Here is a 17,038-nt window from a genome sequence, read left to right as displayed (position 1 = left end):
ATATCTATATTTAAATGATGCTCCTCGCAGCAGAGCTACGAGGTATCTAAAAAAGTTTTAGTTGTTTCTTATGATATCACGAAGCAGAGCTTCGGGGAATTAAACCCTGAGAGATTAAAAATTGATTATATCTGGCTTAATTAATTATAGAACTTTCCCTTGAATGGTATAGCTAACACGGAAATGTTTCTACCACAGATTAGGAAAAACTTAGGCATTGATCAATAATTTTACGTAAACAGTTTTTAAAGTTAGTCCAGCAATGTTTAATAGGATTTAGATCTGGTGAATATGTGAGTAAATACAAAAACTATGGTAAAAACCTTTCCGCGTTAGCTATATATCGGAATTATATGCAAAATTATCAGCAAATTGCTGCCTGATAATCGAAAAATTAGGAAAACATATTACTCATTTTTTTGTCTTGATTTTTCATGTATGGACCTCCTGTAGAATGCAAGAAAAAAATAACATCAATAATAAAAACAAACAAATGCAGTCATGTATCCGGCTTATAGCTGATAAATCAACCTAATTTATTCTACAGCCCTGATGGAATTCGCTGGCTTACAAACTATATACTTATCAGTCCATCGGCTTCTAAAAGAGCCACTGAAAAACGCAGTTTTTTTGTAAGCTAAGGTTTGTCTTATTTACCATCAATATTAATTATCTCAAGCATATTTCGGGTTGGAATCTCTTACATATTGTTTTGCTTTTACCTATTCATTATATAAATCACCATTTATTTTACTTATAAGTGCTATGCTACACACTCTTTAGCTACAAACTTTACTCTCTACATAATCATCTCCTGATCTTAGTACAGCAAACACCACTCTTGCCAACTTATTAGCTATGGCAACTGTCGTTTTATTATGGCTACTTCGCTCAGATAAATTAAACATCCATTTCGTAAATTGGCTAAAATCTTTTTTAGATTTCTGTTCTTCCGATGTAAATCTTATCTTGGCATTTAGTACAGCTCTAGCCCCTTGAATTAATAAAGTGCGTAAGTATACATCACCTCGCTTGCTAATTCCCAGCAGCTTATCCTTCCCACCACTTGAATGTTGTCTTGGCACTAATCCTAGCCATGCCGATAATTGCCTGCCATTCTCAAAACTTGTAGCATTACCTATTGATGCTATTAAAGCAGTAGCAGTAATTAAACCAAGACCAGGTATAGCTCTTAATCGTTGATATTGAGTTAGGTTACTTGCTATCATTGTTAATCGTTTTTCTATCTCTTTTATTTTTCTGTTATTATCTAAGAATTCTTCTTTTAGTTCACTAAATGTTTGATAACTTAACTGGCTTAATTTCCCTGCATCTAAAATCTCAATTAATTTTGTGATAACCTTATTAATGCCTTGAGGAACAATAAAACCAAACTCATGTAGTAGCCCCCTAATTTCATTAGCAAGTGCTGTACGATTTTTTACCAATCTCTCTCTTACCCTATGTATTGATAAAATTTCTTGTTGCTCTATAGTTTTAATTGCAACAAATCTCATATTAGGTCTTGTCACGGCTTCACATATCGCTTCAGCATCTGCTTGATCATTTTTATTAGTTTTAACATATGGTTTGACAAATTGCGGTGCCATTAGTTTTACTTCATGCCCTAATTTAGTTATTTCTCTTGCCCAATAACTAGAACCACCACAAGCTTCCATCCCTACTAAACATTGTGGTAAATTAGCCATAAATGTCAAAACCTGATCTCTCATCAATTTTTTCTTTAATACTGTCTTGCCATTTTTATCTACACCATGAATTTGAAAAATTCTTTTTGCAATATCTATACCAATTGTAGTAACCTCCATATGGACCTCCTTAATTGTTGTTTTAATCTCTCAGGGTTTAATTCCCCGAAGCTCTGCTTCGTGATATCATAAGAAACAACTAAAACTTTTTTAGATACCTCGTAGCTCTGCTGCGAGGAGCATCATTATGTTAAATATTAACCCTAGAAGATTAGCAACTGCTTTTCATTCTCTATATCAGGAGGTCCATACCATTAGTCCACTATCCTTCTAATATATAGGCTCAACAAAAATTTACACAATCATTGCAAAAGACTCCACGAAATTTACACAATTGATGAAACAGAGCCATCTATCCAAAAAGCTTTAACTGTTTTTGTTGAAATGCTTTATAAGCAGGTTTGCCTGAACCTTGATTCTGTACATAATTACGTAATTTCTGCTCATCACCATGTTTACCTACTCTTCTATACTTTGCCGGCGTTACTAAATGATATATTAGTACTGTGACATTATGACTCTTATGTATATAACTGCTTTCTTCCATTCAAGTAGTATATCACGAAGCAGAGCTTCGGGGAATTAAACCCTGAGAGATTAATATTTTTTATTATTTTCTGGATGCCGCAGGTACAAGCAACTAGACGACACCGATGGCGTTTTCCGATCCACGCAACAATGCCGCCACGGGAATAACATAGAATAAAAAATGCACTTAGCTATATATCTTAAATGCCTGTACTGTATTTTTAAGTAAGAAAGCAATAGTCATAGGTCCGATGCCACCTGGAACGGGGGTAATATATTTGACTTTAGATTTAACATTTTCAAAATCAACGTCACCAACGATTTTATTACCGCCGATTCTATTAATTCCTACGTCAATTACTATCGCATTTGGTTTAAAATATTCAGAAGTTAGTTTTAAAGGTGAGCCGATAGCTGCAACAACAATATCGGCTTTGGATGTAATAGAACTTAAATTCTGTGATTTAGAGTGACAAATAGTTACGCTGCAATCTTCTTTTAAGAGTAATGCACTCAAAGGTTTGCCAACAATATTTGAGCGTCCAACAATTACGGCATTTTTACCGCTTAAATTTGGTTCATGTTTCTTAATTACTTCAAGGCAGCCAAGAGCAGTGCAGGGTACAAATCCGTTATCAATCCCGCTATATAAATAACCAACATTTAAAGGATGAAAACCATCAACATCTTTAGAAGGCAAGATAGCAGATAAGATTTTATTTTTATCTATAGAGTCTGGTAAAGGAAGCTGAACTATGATTCCTGAAACATTTTGATCAAGATTTAATTCACTGATTTTTGCTATTAAATCTTCTGTTTTTATAGTAATAGGAAGATTTAATAACAGCGTATCAATACCTATTTTATTGGCATGTTTTATTTTATTTTTGACATAAATAATACTTGCAGGATTGTCACCAACTAAGACTATTGCTAGTTTTGGTGATTCTCTTGTTTTGTCTTTAAGTTTTTGAATTTCATGCTTTAACTCATTTAATATTTCATTTGCTAAAGCTTTGCCGTCAATTACGTTATTCACTTTTATTTTTCTCTCTAAAACTTATTTATAACCTGAATTCTGGATTAATCTAGGTTTGGAAGTAAGTATTTACAAGGGATAGAAGATACTCTATATAATTTTTATAGCTAACACGGGAAGGTTTTTACCATTGCTGCCGTTATTGCATCACGAAAATCTTTAAAGTTTTTAATAATTGGTAAATTCCAGTATTAATTAAGCCAGATTTATGTTTTCTTCCCATACCTCATTGGGTGTTTTATAACCGAGCACTTTTCTTGGTAAATTATTTAAAAAATCCTCAATTTCTTGTAATTGCTTTATTGTTAATTTTTTTATATCTAAAGATTTAGAGTATACTCTGTGCACCATTGAGTTAATCTTCTCTATCAATGGTTTTTGTCATGGAGAATAAGGATTGCAAAAATATACTTTTCGTTCAGATTTTGGCAATAGTTGTTCATGATTGGTAAATTCTTTGCCATTATCTAACGTTATGCTTTTGATTATATGCGACAATTGTTTAAGTTTTTTATTCATGTTACCAATCACATCTTGTGTTCTTTTTGAACGGTTTAAAGTGAGAAACACTTTTTGTGTTCTGATATCCACAAGAGCGCCTATATTACGACTTTGATTACCTTTGTTAAAAGTTAAATCACCTTCTAAATGACCTATTGCTGCTATCTTTCTATTTATCTCTGGTCTTTCAGTAATGGAAACTCGATTTGGTATTGTAATTCTTTTGTTTCTGATTCTTGTACCATGATGCAACCTATTTTTCCTTTTTCTTGCTAAAGATAAATATAATTTTTGCCTTTGTGCTATAGGAGATGTATAAATAAACTGGTATATACTCTCTGTAGAAATATTGACAGTATCTCGTGATAGTTTACGTCTACCTGAAATTATATCTGGTGAAATACCCTGTGTTAACTGCTTTATTATTTCTGCTCGTAAATTATTATCAATCTCTAATTTTCTTTTTCTCTTACCTTGCCTTAAACTGCAAGCAAGTGTGTTAGCCCTATCTGGTCTATAATTATGCCTCATTCTCTTGAGTTCATAACATATAGTGCTTTTATCACGGCCAATCTTTGTCCCTATATATCGCGAGCTATAACCACTCTTATTCATTTCGTATATTTTAAATCTTTCATCTATCGTTAAATGAGCCATGATATATCTATATTTAAATGATGCTCCTCGCAGCAGAGCTACGAGGTATCTAAAAAAGTTTTAGTTGTTTCTTATGATATCACGAAGCAGAGCTTCGGGGAATTAAACCCTGAGAGATTAATTCCTTTACCAACGGTGACTTATGAATACTCGCATTATCCATTATTACACATTGTCCAGGTTTTAGTGATGGGCATAATAGCTCACCTACCCACTGATTAAATAATTGCTTATCAATATAACCGGAATGCTCTAACGGAGCAATTAATTCTTTGGTGCCCTTATTATAACCAGCAACTATATTTACTCGCTCAGTAGCAAAACCTGCTTGCTCTGAGTAAGCTCTTGTTCCTCTTTCTGACCATCCGTACAACATGGTTATATTATTACTTACCCCCATTTCGTCACAATACACAAGTTTATCAGATGCTATTTGATCAATATATTCCACAAATTGTTTTCTAGCTTCTTCATCCCTGCCTTTGTATTTTGGCTCTTTTTTTATCTGTAATTTTCATTCTATGAAGCGTGTCATAAAATGTGCTCATTGGCAGCTCGGGCGCTACTGCATCTCTTATATCTATAGCTCGGCTATCAGGATTATTTGCTAAAAATTCAATTATATTCTCCTTATTAGTAAACCTAGCATCACGTCCACTTTGCAGATGTTGTCTTGAGCTGTAGTCTCCATTTTCTTTATAACGTCTAATCCAATTTGATATCGTATGACGCTCTATACCTAATAAGTCTGATATTGCTTTTATTCTTATATTTAGAGGTTTTGTGAAGACTGATTACCCTATCTCTTAAATCCTGACTGTATGCTTTCATCTCTACCGTAGTTAAAATCATTATCTTACATTATTCTAAGGAATAATTCTAGTCGCGTTAGCTATAGCAAAAAAACAAGAGTATCCCCATGAAGAAAGATATTACTGCATTATTTTGTTTTGTCGATGATTTTTGTAAAATTAGCGAGCAGTGGATTAATAAATCATTTCTACCATTAACCAAGGGTATTTTAGAGCGAGCACTGCATGCTGAGATGTCAGAACATTTAGGTTATAGCAAGTATGATAGAGCTGAAACTGAGAATGCGAGGAATGGTAGTTTTAGTAAGAATCTGATTAGTGAGAATGGTACTATAGAGATAAATGTTCCAAGAGACAGACAAGGTAAATTTGAACCTATAATAGTCTCAAAGAAACAAACAAGAATAGATGGCTTAGACCAAAAGATAATATCCTTATATGCGAAGGGTATGAGTGTGTCTGATATTAAAACACAATTGCAAGAATTATATGGAGCTGAGATCAGTGAGAGCCTAATCAGCAGGATTACAGATGAAGTAATAGATGAGGTCAAGATTTGGCAGAGTAGACCTCTTGAATCAGTATACCCTATAGTATATTTTGACTGTTTAGTAGTGAAAGTAAGACAAGATAAACTTATTATTAATAAATCAGTATATGTAGCTTTAGGAATAGATTTATCTGGCAGAAAGGATATTTTAGGCTTATGGATAAGTGAGAATGAAGGAGCTAAATTTTGGCTTGGTAATTTTACTGAAATGAAGAATCGAGGAGTAAAAGATATCTTAATTGCTTGTAGTGATAATCTAACTGGTATGTCTGATGCTATTGCATCAGTATATCCGAAAACTGAACATCAAATTTGTATTGTCCATCAGATCAGGAATAGCCTCAAATATGTATCATATAAAGATAGAAAGCAATTAGCAGCGGATTTGAAACTAATCTATACTTCTGCTACTGAAAAAGAAGCAGAATTAGCTCTTGAGTCATTTGCAGGAGTTTCGCACTTAGCAAATAATATGCTAATCTAGAGAAAAATAGTTTTAGATAAAAATGACAAGATCAAAATGTAGCAAAGATTTATATAAATCATTCTTACAAGCAAGTAGTGTAAGATATACTAGCAAAGCATTATCTGAAGTAAGTCCATTAGATCTATCGCACGATAGTGCAAGTCGATGGTTAAAGAGTAAGGATTTTCGCCCTAGCGAAATCTATAGCAAAGTGTCAAAATATATTGATCTGGAAGATCCTTGTTTATTAGTGGGAGATGACACCTTATTGTCAAAGCAATACAGTAAGAGGATCGAGCTTGTAAATTATCAATATTCTGGGGCTGTACATGATGTTATACCTGGTATAGGAATGGTAAACTTACTGCATTACAATACTCAAATTGATCAATCTACTCCTGTAGATTATAGAATATATGATAAAGAAACTGATGGTAAAACAAAGAACGAGCATTTTTGTGATATGCTTACTTTAGCTAAAGAAAGAGGTATCAAGCCTGATGCTATAGTTATGGATGCTTGGTATAGTGGTTTGGATAATTTAAAACATATACGTAATTTAGGTTGGATATGGGTTACCAACCTAAGAAAAAATAGAAAAGTTAATCGTAATGTTAGCTTGGAAACTTTAGAGATTCCCGATGAAGGGCTAAAAATTCACCTACGTGGATACGGTTGGGTTACGGTATTTAAGTTTGTGGCAAAAAATGGTCGCATTGATTACATAACAACTAATTTAGAGAATCCTACACGTGAGCAAATAGAGAAAATTGTTAAGGCGCGTTGGTCTATAGAAGTTTATCATCGAGAATTGAAACAAACTTGTGGTATTGAATGCTGTCAGGCACGCACGGGTCGAGCTCAAAGAAATCATATTTGCCTTGCTGTATTGGCCTGGCTTGATATGAACAAAAGGAGGATAAATGAAAACATTACTTTATATCAACAAACTTGGGAAGTTATAAAAACATCAATTCAGAACAACATTAAATGGCTTCTAACTAATACACAATTTTGCTAAGTGCGAAACTCCTGATTTGATCAAAAATGGAGTAAGCAATATCCGCATATAGCTAAATCTTGGTATAATAATTGGGATAATTTGATAATTTTCTTGCAATATCCAAAGGAGATTCGTAAGATTATTTACACTACAAATGCGATAGAATCGCTGAATAGCCAATTGAGAAAAGTTACTAAGAATAAACGCATCTTTCCAAATGATGACGCAGTATTTAAAGTTTTATATCTGACAATTGATTATATTACCAAAAAATGGTCTATGCCTATCCCCAATTGGAATGAAGCTATGGCTCATTTTATGATCAAATTTGATGGTAGAATTTAATGGTTCACGAAATTTACACAATTGATGAGACAGAGCCACAAAAACAGTTAAAGCTTTTTGGATAGATACCTCGTAGCTCTGCTGCGAGGAGCATCATTAAAAAGCTAGAATTACCCAATAATATTAGTGAGTATAAACCAGCAATATTAGACAAAATTGCTACAGTTTTTGATACATTATGTACCCAAATAGAATAAATAAATTTTGTTATTACTAAAAAAGTATAAAAAAATTGGAATACATTTCTCCTTATGGAAAGGATTTTGTCAAAACTTCAGTTAAATCAATATCTATTTAAACATTATAATTAATAATAATTGATTATTTCGCCAATATTCAATAAAATCCTGTTTTAAAATCAAATATAAAAAATAATGCATAATACCGATGTTTTAATAATAGGGGCAGGGCCTAGTGGATTATTTGCCATTTTTCAAGCAGGAATGTTAGGAATGAAGTGTCATGTAATCGATGCACAAGAGGTTATAGGTGGTCAGTGTATTACACTTTACCCTGAAAAGCCTATTTACGATATACCCGCCTACCCTAAAATTGCCGCAGCAGAACTAATAAAACAATTAGAATTGCAAGCAGCTCCGTTTAATCCGGTTTATCACTTAAACCAACAAGCGGTAGAATTAAAAAAAGAAGGTGAATTTTTTGAAGTAAAAACCTCAAAAGATATTGTTATTAAAAGCAAAGTCATCATTATTGCAGCTGGAGCTGGCTCATTTGGTCCTAATAAGCCTCCTCTTGCAAATATTGAAGAATTTGAGAATGAATCAGTTTTTTACTTTATTAATAATCGCAGTAAGTTTACAGGTAAAAATATAGTTATAGCAGGTGGCGGTGATTCTGCTGTTGATTGGGCTATTTCTCTTTCTGAAATTGCTAATAAAATATATTTGGTTCATAGGCGGGATAAATTTAGAGCAGCAAATGAGAGTTTGAGACAATTAAAAGATATAGCAGAAAGTGGAAAAATTGAGTTAGTTACCGGCTATCAACTAGATTCATTAGATGGAAATAATAGCACACTTCAAAATGTTATAGTTAGAGACTTACAAAATAACAAACGAAAGCTAGATGCTAATATATTATTACCGTTTTTTGGTTTAAAGCAGGAGCTAGGTAATTTAGTAAATTGGGACCTTGATATAAAACTTCATCATATTGAAGTTGATCCTGTACATTACCAAACTAACATTCCAGGTATATATGCTATTGGTGACGTTGCTCATTATAGCGGTAAGCTTAAACTAATTCTTACTGGTTTTGCTGAAGCAGCAAGCAGCCTTCATCACGCTTATAGTAAAGTATTTGATGGCAAAGCTTTACATTTTGAATATTCTACTACTAAGTATACTCAATAATAAATATTGTATGACTTAGAAAACATTCTAAATATCACTCTAGTGTTATGTAGCGTTATGTTTGCTTGCATGGAACGAAAAGCATCTTATATGTCATTCCTGCGAAAGCAGGAATCCAGAAAAAAGTACAAATATAGCAAGTTTCTAAAATTAAAAGCTCGCTTTATCTCGCTTTATATTGGATTCCTGCTTTCGCAGGAATGACATATAACCCATATAACAACACTATAAACCTGAATTCTGGATTAATCTAGGTTTGGAAGTAAGTATTTACAAGGGATAGAAGATACTCTATATAATTTTTAGCAAAAAAACAAGAGTATCCCCATGAAGAAAGATATTACTGCATTATTTTGTTTTGTCGATGATTTTTGTAAAATTAGCGAGCAGTGGATTAATAAATCATTTCTACCATTAATGTCCCCCTACGGGGATAAAAAATCCCTCGCCTTCAGGCGAAGGGAAGATATAATGAAGTTGCTTTAGCAACGAATTTATAAAAAGATATGAGAAGTTATAGAAAAAATAGTCATAGCCAGTATGATTTAAAAGTACATATTATATGGATACCAAAGTATAGAAAAAGAGCATTGGTAGGAAAAGTAGCTGAGAGAGTCAGGGATTTATTAAGGCAAATTTGCATGGAACATGAAGCATATATAATTTCAGGTAAAGTATCTTGTGATCATGTTCATATATTTATTTCATACCGTCCTCAAGTGGCTTTAAGTAAGCTTGTACAATATCTAAAAGGGAGTAGCTCAAGAATATTATTGCAAGAATTTGCTCATTTAAGGAAACAATTTTGGGGTAATCATTTTTGGGCTAGAGGATATATGGCGGTGAGTTCAGGTAATATTACTGACGAAATGATACAGCAGTATATTGATGAACAAGAAGGTGAGCCAGTAAATGATGATCGATTTCTAATCGATTCCACTTTATAACCCCTCAGCTTATAGCTGAGGGTTGTTTAGTTAATAAAAACCCTACAAGAAAGCCTGAAATAAGCTATTCTGAGCTGTTAACAATAGTGCTTTTATACCATCAATCACCTTGTAAAAACTTTAAATATTTTTATATGTCCTATCTACAATTATATAAATCAGACTTTGTAACTCTTCCATCATATACTCGTTTTATAGCTCTAAAACCAAGAGTTCTGAGTTATTTAGTTTTATTACTTGAATGGTATATGCAGGCAGCTCAATCTACGGGAGTTTCTTATATTGACGCCACATCTTTAGAGGTTTGTCATCGAAAAAGAATCTCTCGTAATAAAGTCTTTGCCGGTATTGCTGCTTTGGGTAAAACAACAAAAAGTTGGTTTTTTGGTCTAAAATTACATTTGGTTAATGATGCTCCTCGCAGCAGAGCTACGAGGTATCTAAAAAAGTTTTAGTTGTTTCTTATGATCAGGAGTTTCGCACTTAGCAAAAAGTATGTTAATCTAGAGAAAAATAGTTTTAGATAAAAATGACAAGAACACAATGTAGCAAGGACTTATATAAATCATTTTTACAAGCAAGTAGTGTCAGATATACTAGCAAGGCATTATCTGAAGTGAGTCCAGTAGATCTATCTCACGATAGTGCAAGTCGATGGTTAAAGAGTAAGGATTTTCGTCCTAGCGAAATCTATAAGGAAGTGTCAAAATATATAGATTGGGAAGCACCGTGTTTATTAGTGGGGGATGACACCTTATTATCAAAGCAATACAGTCAGAAGATTGAGCTTGTACGTTATCAATATTCTGGAGCTGTACATGATGTTATACCTGGTATAGGAATGGTAAACTTACTACATTACAATACTAAAATTGCTCAATCTACTCCCGTAGATTATAGAATATATGATAAAGACACTGATGGTAAAACAAAGAATGAGCATTTTTGTGATATGCTTACTTTAGCTAAAGAAAGAGGTCTCAATCCTGATGCCATAGTCATGGATGCTTGGTATAGCGGGTTGGAGAATTTAAAACATATACGTAATTTAGGCTGGCTATGGGTTACCACCCTAAGGAAAAATAGAAAAGTTAATCATAATGTTAGCTTGGAAAGTTTAGAGATACCCGATGAGGGGCTAAAAATTCACCTACGTGGATACGGTTGGGTTACGGTATTTAAGTTTGTGGCAAAGAATGGTCGCATTGATTACATAACAACGAACTTGGAAAATCCCACACGTGAGCAAATAGAGAAAATTGTTAAGGCACGTTGGTCTATAGAGGTTTATCATCGAGAATTAAAACAAACTTGTGGTATTGAACGCTGTCAGGCACGCACGGGCCGAGCTCAAAGAAATCATATTTGCCTTGCAGTATTTGCCTGGCTTGATATGAATAAAAGGAGGATAAATGAAAACATTACTTTATATCAACACACTTGGGAAGTTATAAAAACATCAATTCAAAACAATATCAGATGGCTTTTAACTGATTCGCAACTTTGCTAAGTGCGAAACTCCTGATGATATCACGAAGCAGAGCTTCGGGGAATTAAACCCTGAGAGATTAACGAAAAAGGTGAGATTCAAGGTCTAAAACTAACGCCTGGTAATGTAGATGATAGAGCGCCGGTTTCGATAATCACCAAACATATCACGGGATTATTGTTTGGCGATAAGGGTTATATCAAACAGGAGCTCTTTGATGATCTATACAGCAAAGGAATCAAGTTAGTAACCGGCATAAAGAAGAAAATGAAGAATAAACTTATGCCATTATTTGAAAAAATATTATTACGCAAACGCTCAATTATCGAAACAGTATTTAGTGTGCTGAAGGGGTGCTTTCGAGATCGAACATACAAGACATAGATCAATTTGGAATGCCTTTGTACATATCTTATCCGCCCTAATTGCATACTGTATGAAACCTAACAAACCTGCTATATCTCAAAATTAGCTAATCCAGAATTCAGGTTACGAGGTGAAGATACAGGAATATATTTTATTGATTCACTGAAGTTTTGACAAAATCCTTTCCATAAGGAGAAATGTATTCCAATTTTTTTATACTTTTTTAGTAATAACAAAATTTATTTATTCTATTTGGGTACATAATGTATCAAAAACTGTAGCAATTTTGTCTAATATTGCTGGTTTACTAATATTATTGGGTAATGCTAGCTTTTTAATGATGCTCCTCGCAGCAGAGCTACGAGGTATCTAAAAAAGTTTTAGTTGTTTCTTATGATATCACGAAGCAGAGCTTCGGGGAATTAAACCCTGAGAGATTAATCTAGGTTTGGAAGTAAGTATTTACAAGGGATAGATGATACTCTATATAATTTTTAGCAAAAAAACAAGAGTATCCCCATGAAGAAAGATATTACTGCATTATTTTGTTTTGTCGATGATTTTTGTAAAATTAGCGAGCAGTGGATTAATAAATCATTTCTACCATTAATCTCTCAGGGTTTAATTCCCCGAAGCTCTGCTTCGTGATATACTACTTGAATGGAAGAAAGCAGTTATATACATAAGAGTCATAATGTCACAGTACTAATATATCATTTAGTAACGCCGGCAAAGTATAGAAGAGTAATATTCAATCAAGAACTAGATGATTATTTGTGTAAAATTTGTGAGCACATAGAAGATCGTTATGAAATTAGATTTTTAGAAATAGGAGTAGATAAAGATCACGTACATTTTTTATTACAGTCAATACCAATGTATATAGCTAACGCGAAAAGGTTTTTACCATAGTTTTTGTATTTACTCACATATTCACCAGATCTAAATCCTATTAAACATTGCTGGACTAACTTTAAAAACTGTTTACATAAAATTATTGATCAATGCCTAAGTTTTTCCTAATCTGTGGTAGAAACATTTCCGTGTTAGCTATAGCCCAACAAAAATAACTCAAATCATAAAAAGTATTACTTCTAAGAAAATGTTTGAGAAATATCCAAATCTTAAAGAAAAATTATGGGGAAGTGAGTTTTGGAGTAAAGGATATTTTATGAGCACAGTAGGTAAACATGGTGATGAGCAGAAATTACGTAATTATGTAGTCCGTCCGCCAAAACTCTACAAGCCTTATAGATAATATGGTTTTAAGACAAGAAGTAATACAACAATCCGTAAGAAAATGATAAAATATGGTCATAAACCTTATGGATTTCAGTCAATGCCAATAGACAACATTATCAAATCGCAAGAACAAGGGAAACTGTTTGGTTATAAATTAAAAGAAGAATTAAACCCAAATAATAAGCTATATAAATTAAGAGAATTAATAAATTGGTCTAGGCTCGAAGAGTGGTTATCAAAAAATGTTTGTATTAAGAAATTTGGTAGAAATAGAAAATGTCATAGAGTGATGCTTGGCATAACGATGCTACAAGCAATGTATAATTTTTCAGATTCATTATCAGAGGAAGAGCTAAAAGAGAATATGTATTGGCAGTATTTCTGCGGGTGGGAATATATAGAAAAAGACATAGCTATCTCGGAAACTAGTATACGACGGTTTCGTAGTGTATTAGGTGAAGCTGGATATAATGAGATATTATCGGAGTTGATCAGGGTTGGGATAAAAACTAACACAATTAAAAAAAAAGATTTGGAATTAATCATCGCTGATACGACTGTACAAATTAAGAATATCAAACACCCACACGATGTTTATTTAATGGATAAAGCTAGGCTTAGCATAGTAAAGCTTTGCAACAGTTTGGGTATACATTTGAATGAAACATACGCTAGAACCTATAAACGCGATATAGTAAAGCTATGGAAATATAAAGAACATAGTAAAGCCAAGAAGCGTTGGAAAATAATGAAGCATTTAAAAATATTACTGGGTCGTTTGATTAGAGTATGTGAGCGTGAGATCAAAAATAAGCAATTAAACTTGTCTCTCAAAAATCAAGAAGTATTGCAAAAAATAAAACAAATACATAACCAATCTGTTTTAAAAAGAGAAGCTAAAAAGCAATATAAAGAAGATAACAAAGTATTATATAGTTTTCATGCCCCTGAAGTAGAGTGTATAGGAAAGGGAAAACGCAACAAGCCATATGAGTTTGGCAATAAAGTAGCGGTAGTAGTAAGTGGTCGTAGAAATTTTGTTTTATCCGCAAAATCGTTTCATAATAATCCTTATGATGGTCATACATTGCATCAGAGCTTTGAAGCAGTAGAGAGTGTCACTGGAATCAAGATAAAGAAATCATTTGTTGATCTTGGGTATAGTGGTAGCAATGTAAAGGAGAAGAGTAAGGTATATACCCCAAAAACGCGGAAGAAGTTGTTACAAGAGGACAAGTCTATGATCAAGAGACGCAGTGCCATAGAACCAATAATAGGTCACTTAAAGCAATATGGTCGGATGGGTAGAAACTTCTTGAAAGGTATGATAGGAGATATTATCAATCCAATAATCTCTGCTATTGGTTTGAATTTACGATGCATTGCAAATCATTTACAAATCGTGTCTAACTCCACATAAATCAAAAATATCATCATGCAAAAACTAGATGAACGATAAAAAATCGTTAACAATAGCTCCATATCAAAATTAGACCAACACAGAAATGTATCAGTAAAAATTAACATAACTTATTAATTTTTATTGAAAATCTTAGCAATTTGTTGTCAAAACTCTATCCCATTACAAATGATCAGGATTTGAAGTGTTTTTGGCGGATAGACTATGTACAGAATCAAGGTTCAGGCAAACCTTCTTATAAAGCATTTCAACAAAAACAGTTAAAGCTTTTTGGATAGATACCTCGTAGCTCTGCTGCGAGGAGCATCATTATAATAAAAAATAGAATGAACCTAGAGCATACAAGGCATAGATCTCTTGTTAATTTCTTGGTGCATATTCTAGCTTGTGTTACTTCTTATGCTATCACTAAATCTCGTATAAAACTTGATGCTTTAGCTCCAGAACAACTTCTCTTATCCTAAATTGGCGTTTTAAAAAACCAAAATAACTTTTTTTATTATCTTTATTACTGTCTTGTAAAAGCACTACCTTAGCTAGTCTCTCCGCCAAAACTCTAAAAGCCTTATAGGCAATAGGGTTTTAAGGCAAAAATGCATAGTAAAATCCATAAGAAAATGAAAGGTTTTATATGAAAAGCTTATGGAAATACGAAAAAATGGCAATGAGAACATTGAGTACATTTTGAGAAATAGTGTGTTTTTTCATAGAAAAATTTAAAATTAGCCCTCAAAATTAGAGTAATTTGCTCTAAAATCGCACTATTTTTGGAAATTAGTGACACAAGTGATATTTTTTAGAGTTTTGGCGGACGGACTAGCTATTGGTAAATTTCTTTTTGTTATAATAAAAGAGTCATGTTTATTTTTTACTTGGTCAACTAAGTTTAAAAAGTGTTTTTTAAACTCACTAGCAGATATTTGGATATTATTATTTTTCATATAGATATATAACTGAAGTTTTGACAAAAAATTTTTAATGATGCTCCTCGCAGCAGAGCTACGAGGTATCTAAAAAAGTTTTAGTTGTTTCTTATGATATCACGAAGCAGAGCTTCGGGGAATTAAACCCTGAGAGATTAAAAAAAGTGGCGAGTGTATCAATCTATAATTTATATTATATATCAAATAATTTACTTTAAATTGTAGAAATATCGCTTTTAAGCTGATAAAAGCACTAAATATTTAACTTTAAATATAAATTTTTACTTTAGTCAGAAAAATTAGAATTTTTGTCAAAACTTCAGATATAATCATATTCAATATAACCATGGTAATATATTATAGTCATAATATCAACTATTTATTTACTATAGAAGAAATAACATTAAAATTTAAATTTTTCATAAATAATTGGTTGTAATTTATCGTAAATCTAGTATAATTTGCTGTTTGTTTAGAAGTTCTTATGATTAACTCAAACGATAGACAGTCTACTTTAGTCGTTGCGATGTCTGGCGGCGTTGATAGTTCAGTGGTTGCTGGGATATTGTGCGAACAAGGCTATAATGTAATAGGTATTACACTGCAATTATACGATCATGGTATGGCTACGGCTAAGAAAAATGCTTGTTGTGCAGGTCGGGATATTTATGATGCTAAAATGGTAGCAAATAAGCTTGGCATGCCTCATTATGTGCTTGATTATGAAAGTAAATTTAAAGAATCAGTAATAGATAATTTTATTGATAGCTATTTGCGAGGTGAGACGCCTCTGCCATGCGTACAATGCAATAAATCAGTAAAATTCAGGGACTTAATCAAAACTGCTAAAGAACTTGGAGCTGATAAACTTGTTACAGGTCATTACGTACGAAAAATAAATGGTGATAATGGTCCAGAACTTCATATGGGACTTGACCCTTTAAAGGATCAAAGTTATTTTTTATTTGTAACTACTAAAGAACAGCTTGAATATTTAGATTTTCCGCTGGGAGGTCTTACTAAAGATGAGACAAGAAAGCTTGCTAGTAAATTTGGGCTTGAGGTGGCAGATAAGCCTGACAGTCAAGATATTTGCTTTGTACCTGATGGGAATTATAAGAACGTAATAAATAAAATACGTCCTAACGCAAGCGAAAGCGGTAAAATTCTGCATATAAATGGTTTTGAGTTAGGAACTCATAGCGGCATAATTAACTATACTATAGGACAACGACGTGGTCTTGGCATATCTTACCACGAGCCTTTATATGTGATAAAGATTGATCCTAATAGTAATATAGTATATGTAGGTCCAGAATCTGCGTTAAACGTGCAGGAATTCGTAATTAAGGACGTAAATTGGCTAGCCGGTAGCCTAAAAGATGGCGAGAAGCTGGAAGTAAGAGTTAAAGTCCGCTCAACAAGACCGCCTCGTTTAGCTGAAATAAGTAAGCTTGAGGGTGACAGAATGAAAGTAAAGTTTTTGTCTGAAGAAAAGGCTGTTGCCCCTGGACAAGCATGCGTTATGTATGACGGCACAAGAGTACTTGGCGGCGGCTGGATTACTAGGGATGTCATTCCCGCGTAGGCGGGAATCCAGTCAACTAA

The 17,038-nt window shown here is 33.1% G+C and carries 13 protein-coding genes and 8 pseudogenes; 13 read left to right on the top strand and 8 right to left on the bottom strand.

The annotated features are described in order from the left end of the window. Positions 1-779: 779 nt before the first annotated feature. The 6 genes and pseudogenes from AAHI98_RS12430 to AAHI98_RS18230 all read right to left on the bottom strand — a co-directional run bounded on the left by AAHI98_RS12430 (position 780) and on the right by AAHI98_RS18230 (position 5,258). On the bottom strand, positions 780-1,829 hold the full coding sequence (locus AAHI98_RS12430; RefSeq protein ID WP_342224642.1) for an IS110 family RNA-guided transposase: 1,050 nt from the start codon (positions 1,827-1,829) through the stop codon (positions 780-782). A 292-nt stretch (positions 1,830-2,121) separates the two neighbouring features. Beyond that, positions 2,122-2,316 (bottom strand): hypothetical protein, encoded by a 195-nt coding sequence (locus tag AAHI98_RS12425; RefSeq protein ID WP_342226229.1) that lies wholly within the window; start codon positions 2,314-2,316, stop codon positions 2,122-2,124. A gap of 168 nt (positions 2,317-2,484) precedes the next feature. Next, positions 2,485-3,336, bottom strand: a complete 852-nt coding sequence (gene folD / locus AAHI98_RS12420) for a bifunctional methylenetetrahydrofolate dehydrogenase/methenyltetrahydrofolate cyclohydrolase FolD (protein WP_342225998.1) — start codon at positions 3,334-3,336, stop codon at positions 2,485-2,487. 195 nt (positions 3,337-3,531) lie between these two features. After that, a pseudogene (locus tag AAHI98_RS12410) lies at positions 3,532-4,494 on the bottom strand (IS30 family transposase). A 79-nt stretch (positions 4,495-4,573) separates the two neighbouring features. Next, complete coding sequence (locus AAHI98_RS12405; RefSeq protein ID WP_342226207.1) at positions 4,574-4,909, bottom strand: transposase; 336 nt, start codon at positions 4,907-4,909, stop codon at positions 4,574-4,576. A 55-nt stretch (positions 4,910-4,964) separates the two neighbouring features. Then, positions 4,965-5,258: a helix-turn-helix domain-containing protein gene (locus tag AAHI98_RS18230; protein WP_410526256.1), complete on the bottom strand. Its 294-nt coding sequence runs from the start codon at positions 5,256-5,258 to the stop codon at positions 4,965-4,967. A 155-nt stretch (positions 5,259-5,413) separates the two neighbouring features. Between AAHI98_RS18230 and AAHI98_RS12400 the strand changes: the two are divergent. The 12 genes and pseudogenes from AAHI98_RS12400 to AAHI98_RS12350 all read left to right on the top strand — a co-directional run. Beyond that, positions 5,414-6,301 (top strand): annotated as a pseudogene (locus AAHI98_RS12400) (IS256 family transposase); the annotation flags it as partial. A gap of 61 nt (positions 6,302-6,362) precedes the next feature. Continuing rightward, entirely contained in the window at positions 6,363-7,343 is a 981-nt protein-coding gene (locus AAHI98_RS12395; protein WP_342224656.1) for an IS701 family transposase, read from the top strand. 15 nt (positions 7,344-7,358) lie between these two features. Continuing rightward, positions 7,359-7,670 (top strand): annotated as a pseudogene (locus AAHI98_RS12390) (transposase); the annotation flags it as partial. Between the two features lie 374 nt (positions 7,671-8,044). Further along, positions 8,045-9,043, top strand: coding sequence for an NAD(P)/FAD-dependent oxidoreductase (locus AAHI98_RS12385; RefSeq protein WP_342225995.1), 999 nt, complete (start codon positions 8,045-8,047; stop codon positions 9,041-9,043). Positions 9,044-9,549: 506 nt separating this feature from the next. After that, the gene (gene tnpA, locus AAHI98_RS12380; protein WP_342225002.1) at positions 9,550-9,990 is read left to right on the top strand and encodes an IS200/IS605 family transposase; all 441 of its coding nucleotides are present in this window, start codon (positions 9,550-9,552) and stop codon (positions 9,988-9,990) included. A gap of 35 nt (positions 9,991-10,025) precedes the next feature. After that, positions 10,026-10,397 (top strand): annotated as a pseudogene (locus AAHI98_RS12375) (transposase); the annotation flags it as partial. A gap of 122 nt (positions 10,398-10,519) precedes the next feature. Further along, the gene (locus AAHI98_RS12370; RefSeq protein WP_342224856.1) at positions 10,520-11,500 is read left to right on the top strand and encodes an IS701 family transposase; all 981 of its coding nucleotides are present in this window, start codon (positions 10,520-10,522) and stop codon (positions 11,498-11,500) included. Between the two features lie 57 nt (positions 11,501-11,557). Next, positions 11,558-11,951: pseudogene (locus tag AAHI98_RS12365) on the top strand (IS982 family transposase); the annotation flags it as partial. A 413-nt stretch (positions 11,952-12,364) separates the two neighbouring features. Continuing rightward, positions 12,365-12,463: pseudogene (locus AAHI98_RS18740) on the top strand (IS982 family transposase); the annotation flags it as partial. A 42-nt stretch (positions 12,464-12,505) separates the two neighbouring features. Further along, a pseudogene (gene tnpA / locus AAHI98_RS12360) lies at positions 12,506-12,727 on the top strand (IS200/IS605 family transposase); the annotation flags it as partial. A gap of 181 nt (positions 12,728-12,908) precedes the next feature. Then, a pseudogene (locus tag AAHI98_RS12355) lies at positions 12,909-13,103 on the top strand (transposase); the annotation flags it as partial. A 42-nt stretch (positions 13,104-13,145) separates the two neighbouring features. Beyond that, a complete protein-coding gene (locus tag AAHI98_RS12350) occupies positions 13,146-14,507 on the top strand; it encodes an IS5 family transposase (RefSeq protein ID WP_342224717.1) in 1,362 nt (453 codons plus the stop codon). 408 nt (positions 14,508-14,915) lie between these two features. Here AAHI98_RS12350 and AAHI98_RS12345 read toward each other — a convergent pair whose 3' ends face one another. Then, positions 14,916-15,059 carry a hypothetical protein gene (locus tag AAHI98_RS12345; RefSeq protein ID WP_342225994.1) on the bottom strand — a complete coding sequence of 48 codons (144 nt, stop codon included), beginning with the start codon at positions 15,057-15,059 and terminating at the stop codon, positions 14,916-14,918. Between the two features lie 209 nt (positions 15,060-15,268). Beyond that, a complete protein-coding gene (locus tag AAHI98_RS12340; protein WP_342226206.1) occupies positions 15,269-15,448 on the bottom strand; it encodes a type II toxin-antitoxin system Phd/YefM family antitoxin in 180 nt (59 codons plus the stop codon). A 466-nt stretch (positions 15,449-15,914) separates the two neighbouring features. Between AAHI98_RS12340 and mnmA the strand changes: the two genes are divergently transcribed. Further along, the gene (gene mnmA, locus AAHI98_RS12335) at positions 15,915-17,018 is read left to right on the top strand and encodes a tRNA 2-thiouridine(34) synthase MnmA (protein ID WP_342225993.1); all 1,104 of its coding nucleotides are present in this window, start codon (positions 15,915-15,917) and stop codon (positions 17,016-17,018) included. Positions 17,019-17,038 lie beyond the last annotated feature (20 nt).

It is taken from the genome of Rickettsia endosymbiont of Urophora cardui (assembly GCF_964030725.1).
Taxonomy (GTDB): domain Bacteria; phylum Pseudomonadota; class Alphaproteobacteria; order Rickettsiales; family Rickettsiaceae; genus Rickettsia.
Note: the sequence above shows the minus strand (reverse complement) of the source record. Positions and strands in the feature narration are given on the sequence as shown.